This window comes from Sphingomonas sp. PP-CE-1A-559 (genome assembly GCF_004340965.1).
Taxonomy (GTDB): Bacteria; Pseudomonadota; Alphaproteobacteria; order Sphingomonadales; family Sphingomonadaceae; genus Sphingomonas.
The window spans coordinates 82284-98287 of record NZ_SLYA01000008.1; the positions used below are offsets into that span (position 1 = coordinate 82284).

12 protein-coding genes and 2 pseudogenes are annotated in these 16004 nt (G+C 60.8%); 2 read left to right on the forward strand and 12 right to left on the reverse strand.

Going from position 1 to position 16004, the window contains the following annotated elements:
• Position 1: 1 nt before the first annotated feature.
• From C8J42_RS17170 to C8J42_RS17210, 9 genes are all read right to left on the reverse strand, one after another.
• Positions 2 to 904: a VOC family protein gene (locus tag C8J42_RS17170; protein ID WP_133021071.1), complete on the reverse strand. Its 903-nt coding sequence runs from the start codon at positions 902 to 904 to the stop codon at positions 2 to 4.
• 11 nt (positions 905 to 915) lie between these two features.
• Positions 916 to 2034: an FAD-dependent oxidoreductase gene (locus C8J42_RS17175; RefSeq protein ID WP_133021055.1), complete on the reverse strand. Its 1119-nt coding sequence runs from the start codon at positions 2032 to 2034 to the stop codon at positions 916 to 918.
• A gap of 69 nt (positions 2035 to 2103) precedes the next feature.
• On the reverse strand, positions 2104 to 3045 hold the full coding sequence (locus C8J42_RS17180; RefSeq protein ID WP_133021056.1) for a LysR family transcriptional regulator: 942 nt from the start codon (positions 3043 to 3045) through the stop codon (positions 2104 to 2106).
• A 76-nt stretch (positions 3046 to 3121) separates the two neighbouring features.
• On the reverse strand, positions 3122 to 4750 hold the full coding sequence (locus tag C8J42_RS17185; protein ID WP_133021057.1) for a GMC family oxidoreductase N-terminal domain-containing protein: 1629 nt from the start codon (positions 4748 to 4750) through the stop codon (positions 3122 to 3124).
• Positions 4747 to 5946 carry an MFS transporter gene (locus C8J42_RS17190; RefSeq protein ID WP_133021058.1) on the reverse strand — a complete coding sequence of 400 codons (1200 nt, stop codon included), beginning with the start codon at positions 5944 to 5946 and terminating at the stop codon, positions 4747 to 4749. Before C8J42_RS17190 ends, C8J42_RS17185 begins: the two co-directional genes overlap by 4 nt.
• Before the next feature lie 2 nt (positions 5947 to 5948).
• Positions 5949 to 7001: a sugar phosphate isomerase/epimerase family protein gene (locus tag C8J42_RS17195; RefSeq protein WP_133021059.1), complete on the reverse strand. Its 1053-nt coding sequence runs from the start codon at positions 6999 to 7001 to the stop codon at positions 5949 to 5951.
• A 10-nt stretch (positions 7002 to 7011) separates the two neighbouring features.
• Positions 7012 to 8130, reverse strand: coding sequence for a Gfo/Idh/MocA family oxidoreductase (locus C8J42_RS17200; RefSeq protein WP_243644561.1), 1119 nt, complete (start codon positions 8128 to 8130; stop codon positions 7012 to 7014).
• A 58-nt stretch (positions 8131 to 8188) separates the two neighbouring features.
• Complete coding sequence (locus C8J42_RS17205) at positions 8189 to 8575, reverse strand: DUF6379 domain-containing protein (RefSeq protein ID WP_133021060.1); 387 nt, start codon at positions 8573 to 8575, stop codon at positions 8189 to 8191.
• Entirely contained in the window at positions 8575 to 9567 is a 993-nt protein-coding gene (locus C8J42_RS17210; RefSeq protein ID WP_243644562.1) for a TIM barrel protein, read from the reverse strand. The genes C8J42_RS17205 and C8J42_RS17210 overlap by 1 nt, the downstream gene beginning before the upstream one ends.
• 377 nt (positions 9568 to 9944) lie before the next feature.
• On the opposite strand from C8J42_RS17210, the pseudogene C8J42_RS17215 reads away from it, so the two are divergent.
• Positions 9945 to 10426 (forward strand): annotated as a pseudogene (locus C8J42_RS17215) (IS481 family transposase); the annotation flags it as partial.
• 30 nt (positions 10427 to 10456) lie between these two features.
• Positions 10457 to 10678: pseudogene (locus C8J42_RS17220) on the forward strand (transposase); the annotation flags it as partial.
• A gap of 585 nt (positions 10679 to 11263) precedes the next feature.
• Here C8J42_RS17220 and C8J42_RS17225 read toward each other — a convergent pair.
• The 3 genes from C8J42_RS17225 to C8J42_RS17235 all read right to left on the reverse strand — a co-directional run bounded on the left by C8J42_RS17225 (position 11264) and on the right by C8J42_RS17235 (position 15705).
• Positions 11264 to 11965, reverse strand: coding sequence for a TetR/AcrR family transcriptional regulator (locus C8J42_RS17225; RefSeq protein WP_133021061.1), 702 nt, complete (start codon positions 11963 to 11965; stop codon positions 11264 to 11266).
• Between the two features lie 109 nt (positions 11966 to 12074).
• Complete coding sequence (locus tag C8J42_RS17230; protein WP_165895534.1) at positions 12075 to 13127, reverse strand: DUF3089 domain-containing protein; 1053 nt, start codon at positions 13125 to 13127, stop codon at positions 12075 to 12077.
• A gap of 73 nt (positions 13128 to 13200) precedes the next feature.
• Positions 13201 to 15705: a glycoside hydrolase family 2 protein gene (locus tag C8J42_RS17235; protein ID WP_133021063.1), complete on the reverse strand. Its 2505-nt coding sequence runs from the start codon at positions 15703 to 15705 to the stop codon at positions 13201 to 13203.
• Positions 15706 to 16004: the final 299 nt, after the last annotated feature.

Genomic DNA, 16004 nt, shown 5'->3' on the forward strand with positions numbered 1-16004 from the left:
GTCAGGCCTCGGCCGCGACGAACAGGCAGGGATCGGGTTTTGGATGCGGCATAGTCTGCGGACCGCCAACGCCGGTACCCCATTGATCCATGGTCGTCGGCCCGGGCTGATGTATCTGATCGACATGCGTTTCGAAGTCGACGTGTTCGAGTTCGGAAGTGTACTCGACGGCGAACCCATTTGGCGTCGTGAAGTAGCTGAAGGTGTTGTTGCCCGCAGTATGGCGACCCGGGCCCCAGCGGATATCCGTGCCGGCCAGCTTCAGCCGGCGGATGCCGGTCATCATGTCATCAACCGTGAGCATGTCGTAGGCCACGTGGTTCAGGCATGGAGGCCCAGGAAGGATAGCCAGCCGGTGGTGCGCGGTGTTGCAGCGCAGGAAGCACATAAAGTCGCCCAGCCAATCCGACACGCGGAAGCCCAGGACATCGACGAAGAACGCCACCATCGCACGATGGTCCGGCGAATGCAGCACGATGTGGCTGATGTTTTGGGGAATGCCCTCCCAACGATCCAACTGCCGCGGTGTGCGGACTTCGACATCGCTCGAGACTTCGAACGGCAGACCGTCCGGCGAGAAGAAGCGAAAACCGTACCCGCCGCCCAGCGTTGTCAGCGATTTTGGCTCGAAGACTACCCGGCAACCCGCTGCGACGACCTTGCCGTGCAGAGCATCGACGTCTGCGCGAGTATCAGCCGCAAATGCGATCACGTCGACCCGGTTGGCGGAGTCCTCCCGCAACCGCACGACGTATCCCTCGCCGTGCCCTTCGGCGGCGAAGTGGAACATGCCGTCCTTCTCACCGGCATCGACCAGCTTCCAGTCGTCGCGGTAGAACGCGCGTTCGGCTGCAAGATCTGCAACGCCGTAGCCCACATAACGAATGTCAGTAACTCTGCTCATGTCCGTCTCCATCAGATCGGTTCGGCAACTTTGGTGAACATCGCGCGCGTGGCCGTCGCGTTCTCGATCATCGGCCCCTTGCCCAGCTGGCCCAGACATATCGCGAGCGAGGAATCCACGATGTATCGGCAGCGATCGTAACGGCGCTCGCGGAAGGCGTTGAAAGCGGCTTCCGGGGTGTCTGCGGCAGCAATCTCCTCGGCCAGCACGATCGAATCCTCGATCGCCATACCCGCACCCTGCCCGAGGTGGGGCGTCGTGGCGTGAACCGCATCTCCAATCAGGACGATCCGCCCACGATGCCAGTCGCCGGTCAGGAAGAGCCACTCAAGCGGCTTGTACACGACCGCTTCGTCGTCGATGATCTGCTCGGCCAGCGTGCGGATCGCCGGGGCCGGTACGCGCGCGAGAGTTTCCCGCATTGCCTTCGCCAGTCCTTTGCGTTCTCGCCAAGGATTGTCGGGCTCGGGTGTCGTGACGAAGATGTACATCGCCTCGTCCGACAAGGGGACCAGCCCCAAACCGATTGGTCCTTCGTAAGCGCAAAGACCGGTGACGTCCTCGGACCGCGCAAAATTGTGCCGCCACACCGCCTGACCGGTATATTCGGGGCCGGGCGCATCGGGCAGGATCTGCGCCCTGGTTGCGGAGTATAGGCCATCAGCGCCGACCACCATGTCATAGCGGCCGGTCGTGCCGTCACTAAACGTTGCGGTAACACCGTCGCCGTCGTCATCGAGCACTTCGGCGGTGACGCCGAGCCGCACGGTCGCACCTGCCGCGATCGTCCGGTCGCCGAGCACCTTGTGCAATGCAGGTCGACCGATTCCCACGTTGGCCGGATATCCCTCGACCAGTGTCGGTGTCGGGATCCGGGCGACACGCTGCCCTGTCGGTATGAAGACCTCGACGTGATCGTAGCCGAACGCGGCTCCGAGATAGTCGTCGAGCAAATCGAGCTGCTTCATCGCACGCACGACGTTGCCCTGCTGGATGATGCCTACGCCGTAGACTGTCCAACTCGGATCACGCTCGATGACGTCGACGGCATGACCGTCGCGACGCAGCGCTATGGCGGCCGTCAGCCCGCCGATACCGCCACCGATCACAAGGATGTGCTGTTGCTTCAAGGTCCCCTCCGCAGCCATTATGCTGGCTGTTGAGTTGGACCTAACGCAGTATTGGCACTACTAAAAAGCTTATTGTTTGGATGCCGATCGATCCATTCCGTCGATACTTGAGTGATCGGCTTCGAAGTGGATGAGGGATTTTAACCAATTGAGACCTTCATCAGTGCTTCGGCTCGCGTGGTATTGGATCATCTCACGCATTGGCGGAAAATCAAACGGCGGAGCCTGACTCCGCAGCGGGTACGTCCTGCACATCCGATGCGCCAGTCTCGCCTGCATCACGGCCAGCCGCGGGGTTCCGCAAAGCAGCAGAGGTATCGTGAGGAACGAGGAGGTCTCGACTTCGATCCGACGGACCTTGCCCATCGTACTCATCTGCCGATCGGCGAACGCAGGAGCTCTGTCCGTACCTATCCGGACGCCAACGTGTCCGGCCGCCATGAAATCGGCTTCGCTAAGCTTTTGTCGCATTAGCGGGTTCTCGGCCCACCCGACAACGACGTGGGGCTCCTCAAAGAGCAGTTCGGCAGGGTGATCGCCACGGACATACGCATCCGGGGAGATGAGGATGTCGGCCCTCCCCTCAGCGATCTCGGCCTCGCCAGTCTCGGAAGGCGCAGCAAGTTCCAGTCTGACGCCGGGAGCGTCACGCGCCAGATGCTCTACTACGGGGACGATCACTGCCGCGATGATGTAGTCTGATGCGATCAACCTGAACGTTCGCTGCGATGTCGCGGGGTCAAACCGCGCGCTGGTGGTAAGCATCGCATCGAGGCCATGAAGGCATCCGCGAACCTGTGGCACCAGCGCTTCCGCGAAAGCCGTCGGATACATACGCTTGCCTTGGTTCACGAGCAGTTCGTCGCCGAAGAATTCTCGTAGCCGCGCGAGCGCGGCACTCATCGCGGGCTGGCTGAGGTTCAGATGCCGCGCTGCGCGCGAAACACTGCGCTCCTGCATCAGCACGTCGAACGCGCTGAGCAGATTAAGGTCCAGCCCGCGGTAGCGCATCGATCCGTCTCCTGATTGAAAACCGGGGTTACCCAATCAGCAGATGGATGCAAGTCTCAGTTCGGCTAGCATGGAGTTAACGGTCCTCCAGGATCAACTCCGCAGCCCGCCAACCGATAACCATGGCCGGGCCGTTTGTATTACCAGCGGGCGTGAGCGGCATGATCGAACAGTCCACGACGCGAAGGCCAGCGATCCCGTGAACACGCAGCCGCCCATCGACGACGCCAGTATCGGGCGTTCCCATCCGGCAAGTTCCCGTCGCGTGAACGCCTGGACTCGCCATCCATTCCAACACCGTTCCGATCTCGGCATCGGACTCGTGGCTGGCGCCCGGGGACACCTCCTCGCCGACGAAACGCTTGAGCGCGGGCTGACGCATGTACCTCCGGACAAGGCGTACCATCTTCACCATGAAAGCCTTGTCGGCTGGATCCCCCCACCAGTTCGCGTCGAGCTGAAGCGCGTCTGTCACTTCCGCCGAACGTATCGCCACTGCACCGCGGCTCTTCGGCCTCAGCGAGATGGCGTTTACGGTAATGCCGGGCTTGTCCTCCAATGCGCCCCGGCCCGGGTCGGCCTTGATGTCCGCCGACGAACGCATCGAGAAGGGCCCGACGCCGAACTGCACGTCCGGCCAATCGGAACTCGACTCCATCGCATGCAGCATCGTCACCTCCGGTGAGGTGTAGGCCATGAGCCCCTTACGCGTCAGATAGTAACGCAGCACATGCGTCATCATTCGCCAGCCCGAAAACTCGCGATTGAAGCCGGCCTCGTTCTTGAGTCGCCAAGACATCGAGAACATCGTGTGGTCGGCAAGATTCCGGCCGACCTGAGGGAGCTCATGGATCAGCGGAACGCCTGCGCGTGCAAGCACGTCGGCCGGGCCGATGCCCGACAACTGCAGCAGCCGCGGACTCTGCAGGGCTCCTGCCGACAGGATCGCCTCGCCACGGACGCCGATCATACGGTTCCCAACCGGCCCCCGGATGACTAGACCGGTCACACGACCATTTTCCACCACGACCCGTTCGACCAACGTATCGGTCGCGACGGTCAGATTGGGACGCTTCATCGCGGGCTTCAGAAACGCCTGATAGCTGGAGGCCCGGCGTCCGCTGCGCGTAACGGTGGCCTGGGTGTAACCGACGCCGGTCGTTCCGGGCGTGTTGATGTCGGCCAATCTCGGGAGCCCCATCTCGACGCCCGCCTCAACGGTCGCCGCGATGGCAGGCGACCGATACGGGAGCTGGGTCACCTGCAAAGGGCCACCGTGGCCGCGCGACCGGTCGGCACCCTCACCGCGGTAGTCCTCCATCGCCTGATAGCAGCGCTGGATTTCGCTCCACCGCCATTCCTTGTTGCCGGCCGCGGCCCAAGAGTCGAAATCGGCCGGGGCTCCGCGCAGATACCAGGTGCCGTTGGTCGAGCTCGATCCCCCGAGACCGCGGCCATAGGGCCAGACTTCGCCGGCGGGGCGTCCTTCCTGATCGGTAACGGGGAAGTGCCAGAAGTGCGTAGGGTTGCCGAACATCTTCATGAACGCGCGCGGCATATTGACTAGTTCGGTCTCGTTGTCGCCACCTGCTTCGATAAGCAGCACGGTGGACCTTCCGTCCGCGCTCAGGCGATCGGCCAGCACGCAACCCGACGATCCGGCGCCCACGATGATGTAGTCGAAACTGTCTGCGATCGTGGTCATACGGGAGAACCTGTGAGTTGCGGGCGCGAACCGCCCGATTTGATTAGGATGGCGATAACAGCCAGGACCAGCGTCACGACTCCGAGTACGGACATCGCGGCCTCGAGCCCCCCGGATGCGCCGACGACGAGCGTCACAATGGGGCCGCAGAGGAAGGTTCCGCTGAAGAAGGCGGTCGCCCATATGCCCATGCCCCGGGCGCGCTGCTCAAGCGGCAGTATCGACTGCCCCCAAGCGAGTAGCGTGGGAATGATCATCCCGCCGCCGACCTGTTGGATGGTCGCACCGAGCGCGACTATCTGCCAGGTTGAACCAGCACCGATGACCAATTGTCCGGCTCCGACCAGCAGCCCTGCAATACCCAGCAGCTGTCCGATCGGACGATCGTGAATGCGACGATAAAAGAACGCGCCGCCGATGTACGCGATGCTCGTGGCTGCTTGGATCAGACCGATGCGGGTCGCCGAACCGGCGCCGCGTGCGTCGAGGACCCTCGCAACGTTGAGAGGTTCGACGTAGTACAGGACCGAGGCGATCAAGGTGACTGCACCGATGATCCCCGCCTCGCGCCACGGATAGCGCAGACGCGGTTTCGCCGACGACGAGAGTGCGTGATCCCTCAAGGGTTCATCGATGAACAGCACCGCCATGATTAGACCGGGGATAGCGAGCAGGTAAATTGCGAACGGCCCCCGCCAACTGATGTCCGCAAGAATGCCGCCGCCCGCGATCAGCAGGGTCCCGGCAAGCGAGGTCGCAACCCCTACCCAGGCCACCCACCGGTAGCGCTTCTCACCAAAGTAGTCGCCGATGAGGGCGCTAGATATGGTAATCGCGAACGCCTCAGCGATGCCGAGTACCGCCCGGCTCGCTATGACGATCCCAAGATTGGTGGCGAACAACGGTACGAGTCCGGCAAGGACGTACAGGGCCATTCCACCTATGAAACTGCGTCGCCGCCCCCAGCGATCGGCGATGATCCCGGCGAGCGGCGCAAACAGGGCAGCGCACAGCGACGGCACCGTGACCACTGCAGGAATGAGAAAACCAGCGTTGGGCAGGTTGCCGAACTGCGCGAAAAGCTTGGGTATCGCCGGAAACAGCGAGACGATCGCCATCACCGGCAGCACCTGGGCGTAGATGAGGGTCAGGCCCTTCGCGGTCGTACCACGCCCCGCCGTATCCATACCCGCCATGCTCAAATCCCCATTAGGCGGCGGTTGAGCGCACGATCGCTACCCCCCGCAGCAAAATCGTCAAAGGTCCGATCGGTCACGCGGACGATGTGTCGATCAATGAACGGCGCGCCTTCGGCCGCGCCACGTTCGGGATGCTTTAAGGCGCATTCCCATTCCAACACCGCCCAACCATCAAAATCGTACTGCGCTAGCTTGGAGAAGATCTGCGCGAAATCCACCTGTCCATCGCCCAGTGATCGAAACCGCCCGGGACGATCTATCCAGTTCTGATAACCACCATATACTCCGGACCGGCCGCTCGGCCGGAACTCCGCGTCTTTGACGTGGAAGCACTTCACCCGCTGATGATAGATGTCCAAGAACGCCAGATAGTCGAGCTGCTGCAGCAGAAGATGCGACGGATCGTACAGGATGTTCGCGCGTGGATGATTATGAACGCGTTCCAGAAACATCTCGAACGTGATCCCGTCATGCAAATCCTCTCCGGGATGGATCTCGAAGGCCACGTCCACGCCGTTGTCCTCGAATTTGTCGAGAATGGGTCGCCAACGTCGCGCAAGTTCATCGAATGCATCGTCTACCAGTCCGGCGGGACGCTGCGGCCACGGATAGAGGTAGGGCCACGCCAGCGCGCCGGAGAAGGTCGCGTGCGCCGAAAGGCCAAGGTGCCTAGAGGCAATCGCGGCCTTCTCCAGCTGGCTTACAGCCCAACGTTGCCTCGCTGCCGGGTCGCCATGCACCTGGGTAGGAGCGAAGCCGTCGAATTGTGCGTCGTATGCCGGGTGCACGGCAACCAGCTGTCCCTGCAGATGGGTTGAGAGCTCCGTAATTTGGATACCGTGCGCCGCCAGCGTTCCTGCGACCTCATCGCAGTAGTCTTGGCTCTCGGCTGCGAGATCGAGATCGAGAAAGCGCGAGTCCCAAGTGGGAATCTGCACGCCCCGGTAGCCCAGACCCGCTGCCCAACGCGCGATGTCTGCAAGGCTGTGGAACGGTGCCGCATCGCTCGCAAATTGCGCGAGGAAGATAGCCGGTCCTTTGATCGTCTTCATAGCGTCGTCCTCACAGGGTCAATGCCACCCAGCCCGACCCGTCACGACTGGCGCGGACCGCGGTGTCGATCAGCATCATGCCGCGCAGTCCGGCAGCCACGCCAGGTAGCAACGGGGCGGGTTCGCCGCGCATGGCGCGGGCAAAGTCGCGATAGATGTTGGCGAAAGCCTCGAGGTAGCCCTCGGGGTGCCCGCCCGGCGTACGGCTGGCTGCAGCCGCATCCGCACCAAGTGCGGCGTCGCCGGCTTGGATCAGTTCGGTTCGGCCATTAGCAAGTTTGAGCCACAACCGGTTAGGGTCTTCCTGTCGCCAATCGATGCCGCCCTGATCGCCATAGACGCGTAGGCGAAGCCCATTGCGCTCGCCGATCGCGATCTGGCTGGCAATGAGCACGCCTCGTACCCCCTGCCCGAACCGAAGCAGCAACGCGCAGTCATCGTCGAGCAACCGGCCAGGTACAACTGTCCCGAGATCCGCGAGGACGTGCGTTGCTTGAAGCCCCGAGACGAACTCGGCCAGATGGAAGGCATGAACGCCGATGTCCGCAATGCAGCCGCCGCCGCCCGCTCGCGAGGGGTCCCCCCGCCATTCCGCCTGCTTGCCCTCGGCGACACCGGCCAACCAGCCTTGTGAATATTCGACAACGATCTTGCGGATCGTCCCTATTCCTCCGGCGGCAATAAGCGCCTTGGCTTCCCGTACCAGCGGATAGCCTGAATAAGTGTAGCTCACGCCAAACGGCACGCTGGCCTGAGTGACCAGCTCCGCCAATTCACGAGCTTCGGCTAGAGTAGCGGTCAGCGGCTTGTCCGACATGACGGCTACGCCAGCGCTAAGCGCTGCGCAGGCGGACGCGAAGTGGTTGTGGTTGGGCGTCGCGATCGCAAGCATCTCGATGCCGTCCGCCCGGTTTGCCTCGCTCGCAAGCATGTCATCAAGCGAGGCATAAGACCGTTCGCGGGGAATCGAATAAGATGCTCCGCCTGCGACGGAACGTTCGACGTCGGTGGCAAACGCGCCCGCGACCAATTCGATCTCGCGATCGAGTTCGGCCGCGATGCGATGAATGGGACCGATGAAGGAGCCTGGCCCACCACCGACCATTCCCATACGGATCCGGCGGTTCATCGTAGGCGACCGTCCACACTCTGAGCGCGTGCGCGAAACCGGCCCGAACGACCTTTGATCACAGGCTTACCGTCTTGCGATCCGAGTTGAATGACGGGAACGGGAGGTAAGATACGCGCAGCTTCTGCTGGAGCGACAACTCGTGCTCGCCACTTGGAAAGCCCCCCGGAAATGCGACCAGGATCGTCGCCTCGGCACCGAACGGCCAGCGGCGGTCGTAGGCGCTGGTCATCTCGTCGAGCGTAAGGGCGCCAGCGCCCTCGTCAAAGCGAACGGCCTCCCGGGCTATGGCCTCCCCGTCGATTGAGACGTTCAGCTCCTCGATCATGGACAGCCCCAAACCACGGTAGTAGCCAAGCTTCGCCTTGAACGCGAAGCCGTCCGGTGAATTGTTCGGTCCCGTGTTGCGAAGGCTGCCGGGACTGATGAGATACTTGTCGAACATTATGCTGCCTCCTGTCCGGCATCGGTGAGTAGCCGCTTGAACATCAAGTGCTGACGGCGGACCTGCTCTCGGCTATCGACCTCCTCGAAATCCTGAACCCAGCGGTTCCCTTCGTATTCGCTGGAAAGGTAGCCGTCCCATCCTGCCTTTACGAGTTCGGAAACCACCTCGTCGTACGCGAGGGACGGATCGCTGCAGTCCGGCGTCATCTCGTAGAACTTCGCCTGAATGTGCCGGAAGTAGGGGATGTAGTCGGCGATGCGTTTCGGGTTCGAATAAGGCGAATGCCGCAGCGTCTCAGCCATCCTGACTTCGGCAGGATTACCCTTCATGCGGACAGCGACTTCGTAGATCGTGTATTCAGCCATGATCTTGGCTTCATGCTGATCAACGATGAACTGAGCGACCTCCGGCCGCGCACCCTCGCGCTCGAACCGAGCGCGCCAGACGGGCGGATAGTGCTTCATAAAGATGCCCATGTCCGGCAGTAGGCCTAGGTGCCGCGTGCCGAGCCGATCGGCGACTTCCACGGTACGCAGGATCCAGGCATGCTCCATGTGCCAAGGGGCGTGGACCTCCACACCCATATGGACATCGGCCTCCTCGGCGTACGGCACGCAACGCTCCAGAATGTCGGGGCGCACGAACACCAGCACGCGCATGTTGCGTATGCCCAGCCGATGACACAGATCAAGGTCACGTCGTATCGACACGACTTGCTCGTCATCAGTCATAAAGCGGTCTGAGCGAAGCTTGGTATCTAGGAACATGTCGTAGCATGTGAACTCGCAGTCATGCCGCGCCGCAATGTCCTTCCACTCGCCGATCTCGCGATCGGAGATATGGGGAAACCCGGGCATGTTCTGCTCGGGCAGGATTTCTATGCCACGTGCGCCGATGGAGGCGGCGAACGCGATACAGTCCTCCACGCTCATCCGGCCCTGGAATAATTCCTCCTGAAACGAGTACAGGCTGACACCGCGCTTTATCATTTATACAAAGTCCTGTGGGAGTATCGTAAAATTCGGTCTGTTCACTGCAATCGCAGGCGGTGCCTTGTTCGACTCATCGGCAGGCCCAAAATCGCCCGAGCACGGCTTGAACAGAATCTGATCGATTGACGAAGCCGTCACGCTACACCTCTCCGCACGCGATATCTGACGCGTTGCTAGTTTATCGATGCTCAATGAATGCGCTTTAATCATACGGCAAATCGATAGTTTTTATCAATTTCGATCGGACTAACGAATATGGCGGATTAGGCATTCTGCGCTGAGGAGGCTGATTGGGAAGGCGAGCGCGCTATTCGTCACTGTTTGATCCCACGGTTTGATGGTGCGATCCTTTCGTCGGAATGGAAGGAAGCCGTATGGGACAAGTACGTCACGGGTGCGCCACGACCACGCACGCCGTCCGAGCAGCAATACAGCGATCGCAAGCTTCGCTCTCGACGCTGAGCCGGGAGCTTGGGATCAACCCAAAGACGGTGGCGAAATGGCGGAAGCGGGCGACGGTCGAGGATTTGAAGACCGGGCCGAAGGCCCCTCATTTCACGACCCTGACAGAAGCCGAGGAGGCGGCCGTCGTCGCGTTCCGACGTCATACGTTGCTGCCGCTGAATGACTGCCTATATGCGTTGCAGCCGTCGATCCTGCATCTGACACGGTCAGCGCTGCACCGCTGCCTGCAGCGGCACGGCATATCCCGTCTGCCAGATATCGAGGGCGACAAGCCAAAGCGACAGCGCTTCAAGCGCTACCCGATCGGCTTCTTTCAATGGATATCGCCGAGGTTCAGACAGCCAAAGGCAAACTCTACCTTTTCGTCGGCATTGACCGCACGAGTAAGTTTGTGGTCACCCAGTTCGTCGAAAAGGCTGACAGCCGACCGGGCAAACCGACGGACAATGCCTTCGTAGAGTCGTTCAACGATCGCCTTCGCGACGAATGCCTGAACGCGTATTGGTTCCTCTCCATCGCCGACGCCCGAGCCAAGATCGAGGCCTGGCAACGGGACTATAACGGAAGGCGTCCTCACACATCGCTTGGCTGGATGACGCCAGTCGAATATGCCGCTGCCGCGGCCATTAAAGCGGCCGAATGAACGCCGGAAACTCACCTTTAGGCTGGATGAGAAACCGGGGGACCCTCACCACGAATACCGTGATTGCCCTCTAAAGGCAGAGGTTCACTCAGCGATCCACGCGGGTAAGCCAGACCAATCACTAATGGGGTCCAACCAGAGTCTGACCTCCTAGACGAGGTGTTCAATCTCGCTGTTACCGACCCTGTTCGAACGGGATTTGTGTTGCTAAGCGCATGCTAACTCAGGGAAAACGCTTTTTTAACAGTCCCAGCGTTCCGTAACTCCGTCTGCCAATTATGGTTTTGAAACATGAAACGGTTTTGTGGAAATACAAATCTCCATCCGCGCGATGGGCCCAATAATTGCGCAGCGCGACATATTATTCTTGAATGATGGTAATTTTAGAGAACGCTAAGTCACAGACTTCGTCGTAGCATCGAACTGGCTCCAGCCAAGCTTTCAGTATTTACATTACACTAATATCGTGGCGTTGCTTAATAGTTTCGTCTATTCAACAGCTAGACACGTTCGTCCAGAGCAATCCACAACGATAAAAGATGGACTAGGTTGTAACATCCGCCCAACTACGTCGATGCTGCTTGATTACTTGGTCGATCTTTGGGACCGTTCCTCCGCACGGTCTCGACAGATACCCTCGAAGCCGAATGCAAGAAAGCGGGCCATGCGTGCCTTGATAGCGTCAAAATCCGAGGATTGGCAAAGCCCGTCCGACAGGACGTCGATGCGGCCCGTTCTAGCAAGCGAATGCACCAGAACGCCGCTTACGAAGTGATATCCCCAGAAGAGGTCCTCTTCCGGGCAATTCGGCAGCGCCAATTTAAGCAGGCCGATCATCTTGCGCACTACAGGGTCAAAATGCGTATCGAACAGCTTGGCGCCCCACTCCGGCGCCATTGCGACTTGGGCACCAAGCGCAGCATAATTGCGCCACCCCTCACCCCCAGTCATGTAGAGGTCAAGATCGGTGTCGAGATACGCGCGCAAGATGCCCTCCACCGAAGGCGGATCGACGCGGCCCTTCATGTACTCGTCAAGCGCGACCGATCGCCGATCTGCCGTCACGCCGGCACGTCGCGCGAAGACCGCGTCGAACATCGCCTTCTTGTCCGCGAAATAATAGTGCAGCAGGGACGTATGGGTATTCGCCTGTGCCGCAACCTCCTTGAGCGTTACGCCATAGAGACCGCGAAGGCCGAACAGATACTCGGCGGCATCGAGGATATGACCTAGCGTTTCCTCCCGCTGTTCGGCCTTCGTGCGGCGTGGCTTGACCTTAGTAGGCATATGTTTTCCCAGCGCGCGCAAAGATGGCGCTCATCGTCGACATGTTCGCATATGCAGCGCCTTTTGGCGATGCGCGCCAGCCTCTTCAAGGATTCTGGCGATGATCATGTCAGCGACGACCCTGCGTCGCTCTCCACGCATCGACCCGCCCGATCGCATCGCCGCGCAGGTTGGCGTAGAACAAGCCGTAATCGTTACGGTGGTAACTCCCGGCCAAGAAGGTCAGCTTGTCGCTGAATCCGGTGGGTTGCGGCGATCGCAGCTTGACCTCGAGCATGCCGGCCCGGCACGTCGCGCCGGTCAGGTTCGGCACCAGTGCAGGTAGCGGAGCCGCCTTTTCGGGATATGGCATTTTGGGGAAGGGTAGGCTGCCCAAGTTGGCCGTTGCCGGCGAAGAGCCTCCCGGACCTGAGCCGAGCGGATCGACGCAGACCGCCGGGGCCTGGTCGTGGTCAATCATCTTGCCCTGCCACCAGTAGCGCTTGTTTTCAATCACCAGACGCGCGAGCCGCGAACCTTGCTTGCCGGCATTGTAAGAGATCACGCATCCGGTCTGACGCGAGGTTTCGCAGATCGGCAAACCTATTTCGGCAAAGCTGTCAGGCACATAGCCGCCGATCAGATAGGCGGCGATCAATCGCGATTGCACCGGTCTGCCCAAAACTTCGCGCTGAAGCAGGGTCGCGGCGTGTTGCGTGCCCTGACTGTGCGACGCAATGATGAAAGGTCGCCCTTTGTTATGGTGCTTTAGGTAGTAGCGGAAGGCTGCCGAGACGTCGGAATATGCAAGGTCGGACGCTGCGGGCCGATTGAGAGCGGCGACGGACGTCTGGCGATAGCGAGGCGCGTAGAGGCGACAACATCCGTTGAATGCGCTGACCTGTCCCAGCAGCACCGCACCGTTCAACTCTTCCACCTTTTCGGACTGAGTGTAGGGTGCGTTCTCGACATCGTTCCCGCGATAGGTGGTGGGGTGAATGAAGAATACGTCGGCCGACGCACTTTTCTCATCCACCGCCTTGTGACCGGGCGGCGTCGAGCGCTCAAGCCCATTGCGACCTGGGAATGCCAGCCATGCATCGTCGCCCTGATAGTCTGGTGCGACCGGTGGCGGCGCGGACGGCTTCTCCGCCTGGGCGGCCATGACGGGCATCGTCGCCATGATCGCCACAAGCGACCGAAAGAATATCCGGCGTACGAGGACGGGGCATCTGGTCATGATATAGAATCCTTGCTTACGCATCTGGGAGTGGTTTCGGCTCGCGCTGGTTCCAACAGGCGAAAGCGATATGGCTCGGGTGTATTGGCGCGCCGTTAGCATTCGTGACCGTCACGATTTGCTCTTCACCGGTGGCAAGATCGAAATGATTGTCCGTGAAGCGCAGCGCCGGATCTTCGGCAGTCAGTTGCACGGCAAGCGCATAACGATCGGTTGACAGGGTCACATGCAGTGCGACCGCATTGCTCGAGCATGTCGCAGCCAAACCAGGATCGCTAGCGAGCGCCAAGTCCTTCACCGGAGACAGCAGCAGTCGATTGGCTGGAAAAACGTCATAACGGCTACGTACCGTAATGAGGCGGTCGACGGCATCCGCTGCCAAACCGCGCCAGACGCACACGCTGCAATTCGCGGCGAGATGGATCTGTACCTGATGCCGCCACTCGCTTTCGCCGCCGTCGAATCGTGTCGAGGTGACCGTCGCGACGTCATTCACGGGTGCAAGCGTATCGTTGGTAATCCATAGCTCGACAGCATCACCGTCGCGCCGAAACGAGGCGAGTACGGGGGCAAAGGCGCGGCGCACGGCATACCAGCCCGCCTTCGCGACGCCATCATAGTCTATGAGGCTCCAACTCACGCAGGGCCAACAGTCGTTGTGCTGCCAGATCAACGCACCCGAGCAGTGCGGCTTTCGGCGGCGATAATGTTCGATGCCGAACTTCAGGCCTTCGGACTGTGCAAGCATCGTGTAGTCGACATAGTCGACGACTGTTTGAGGCAGGCCGGTGACCGGGATCATCATGGCCTTGGCCTTATCGGCTTCGTCCTTGATACGTTCGAGAAAGCCGGCGCAGCCAAGCGCCAGATCCTCGGGCGCCATCCACCGCTTGAGCGTGGCTAGGGCGGGCGCTGCCTGAAGACCGAATTCGCTGACGAAGCGGGCCTTGTCCTCCTGATAACGCGTAAACGCGACGCCTTCTGACACTGTCTCATAGCCGCCTTCGAGCTCGACGTCAGGGACGGGCGGGAAGCCGTGCCAGACCGTCCAGTTGTGCACGTCGCCTCCGCGCATGCTGTTCGGACTGGGACCGCCCCAAGGGCTACTCGGCCACCATGGAGTGACCGGATCAAGCTCGCCCAACGCCGCAGGAATGATTTCGTCGTAGATGACGAGCCCGACATGTCGCTCCGAGACCCCGGTCAACTCCTGCTGCAGCCAGTGAATCCCATGGCTCTCGTTATTTCCGCACCAAACCGCAAGGCACGGATGGTGCCGCAGTCGTGCCACTTGTTCACGCACCTCGGCACGGACGTTCTCGAGAAACGCCGGATCGTCGTCGGGATCGGGGCCGTTCGCGAACATGAAATCCTGCCAGACGAGCAGGCCGAGCCGGTCGCACGCGTCGTAGAAGCCGTCGGGCTCGTAGATGCCGCCGCCCCAGATACGGACCATGTTCATGTTCGCGCCGACCGCGCGCTCGAGTAGATCGCGATAAGTGCCTGCCGCGACCGCTCCGACGAAGGAACCAGCTGGAACCCAGTTCACGCCCTTGGCAAAGATCGACACGCCGTTGAGAACGAAGCGGAAGAAGGTGGTGCCGGGTTCGTCGGGGTCGGGCGACCGATCGATGACGATGGTCCGGATGCCGACCCGTCTACGATAGTCGTCCGCACCGTCGATACGAACTACGAGGGTGTAAAGCGGCTGGTCGCCGAGGTCGCTGGTCCACCACAACTGCGCGTCGGGAACGGTCATCTCGAGACCGCCAGATCCGTGCCGCGAAGTTCGAGCAACCATGGCGCCGCTGGGTGAAACGAGATCAATCGCCACGTCGGTAGCCTCGGTCAGGTCGATATCGATGGCAATACGCGCCACGCCGTCGTCGACCGCGAGCGTAGAGAAGTTGATGCTACGGACGACGGGTGATCGCCGCCGTTCGATCCGCACCGGCTTCCAGATCCCGACTGTCGGAAGATCAGGACCCCAGTCCCAGCCCCAGCCGAACTGCGCCTTGCGCATCGCTGTGCGACGCGAACGGGTGATCCGATCGGTGGCGACGCTCCAGTTCGGTAGCGGCTGGCTGCCCGTCATGATCGAGGGCGGGTGAAAACAGACCGCGAGGTGATGTCGCCCCGTCGCGACGCTTCCGACGTCGAAACGCCAACTGCGAAACATGTTGTCCGCGCGACCCAGCACTTCGCCATCGAGCCAGATGTCAGCGAAGGTGTCGAGACCGTCGAAGACAAGCTCGACAGTCTCATGCGGGGCCGCCGCGGCCAATTCGATCTCGACGTACCACCACCATTCACGGTCGCGCACCCAGGCTGCTGCTGCCTCGTGACGCCCTACAAAGGGGTGGACTAAGCGACCGGCTGCGACCAACGCCAGATATGTATCGCTCGGCGCTTCGTCTGCAATCCAGCCCTCGCCAGCACCTAAAGCAGCGTATGCCCTTTTACCACCGCCTGGAACGAAATCCTTCAGCCGCCAGCACGATATGCATTCTGTCATGATCATGAGCCTTGTCAGGTTCGGTTTCGCGCTGTGAAGGCGACGCGACGTTGCTGTTTTGGTAAGGAATAGACCCCCCGCCGCATGTGTTATCGTTGATTTATTAGTAAATCAACTTCCTAGCGATTGTTGCTGCCTTAGTCGCAAGGAACGCCGCTCCTCGATTAGTTTGACGGTAGCAGATGCAAGATTGTCAGTGCCTCGGCAGTGGTAAGCGTGGCCGGCAGGCCGCAGATTACGCGGCTTGCGCCACTCGCTCTGCGGTTTGCGCGGACCAGTTCCAGGGCATGAGTTCGTCCCATCGC

Excerpts from the sequence above, each read along its gene's own strand:
- C8J42_RS17205 (WP_133021060.1), bottom strand. The coding sequence starts at position 8,575 with ATGTTCGACAAGTATCTCATCAGTCCCGGCAGCCTTCGCAACACGGGA.
- C8J42_RS17180 (WP_133021056.1), bottom strand. The coding sequence starts at position 3,045 with ATGCGCTACCGCGGGCTGGACCTTAATCTGCTCAGCGCGTTCGACGTG.
- C8J42_RS17185 (WP_133021057.1), bottom strand. The coding sequence starts at position 4,750 with ATGACCACGATCGCAGACAGTTTCGACTACATCATCGTGGGCGCCGGA.
- C8J42_RS17225 (WP_133021061.1), bottom strand. The coding sequence starts at position 11,965 with ATGCCTACTAAGGTCAAGCCACGCCGCACGAAGGCCGAACAGCGGGAG.
- C8J42_RS17190 (WP_133021058.1), bottom strand. The coding sequence starts at position 5,946 with ATGGCGGGTATGGATACGGCGGGGCGTGGTACGACCGCGAAGGGCCTG.
- C8J42_RS17200 (WP_243644561.1), bottom strand. The coding sequence starts at position 8,130 with ATGAACCGCCGGATCCGTATGGGAATGGTCGGTGGTGGGCCAGGCTCC.
- C8J42_RS17195 (WP_133021059.1), bottom strand. The coding sequence starts at position 7,001 with ATGAAGACGATCAAAGGACCGGCTATCTTCCTCGCGCAATTTGCGAGC.
- C8J42_RS17210 (WP_243644562.1), bottom strand. The coding sequence starts at position 9,567 with ATGATAAAGCGCGGTGTCAGCCTGTACTCGTTTCAGGAGGAATTATTC.
- C8J42_RS17170 (WP_133021071.1), bottom strand. The coding sequence starts at position 904 with ATGAGCAGAGTTACTGACATTCGTTATGTGGGCTACGGCGTTGCAGAT.
- C8J42_RS17235 (WP_133021063.1), bottom strand. The coding sequence starts at position 15,705 with ATGATCATGACAGAATGCATATCGTGCTGGCGGCTGAAGGATTTCGTT.
- C8J42_RS17230 (WP_165895534.1), bottom strand. The coding sequence starts at position 13,127 with ATGGCGACGATGCCCGTCATGGCCGCCCAGGCGGAGAAGCCGTCCGCG.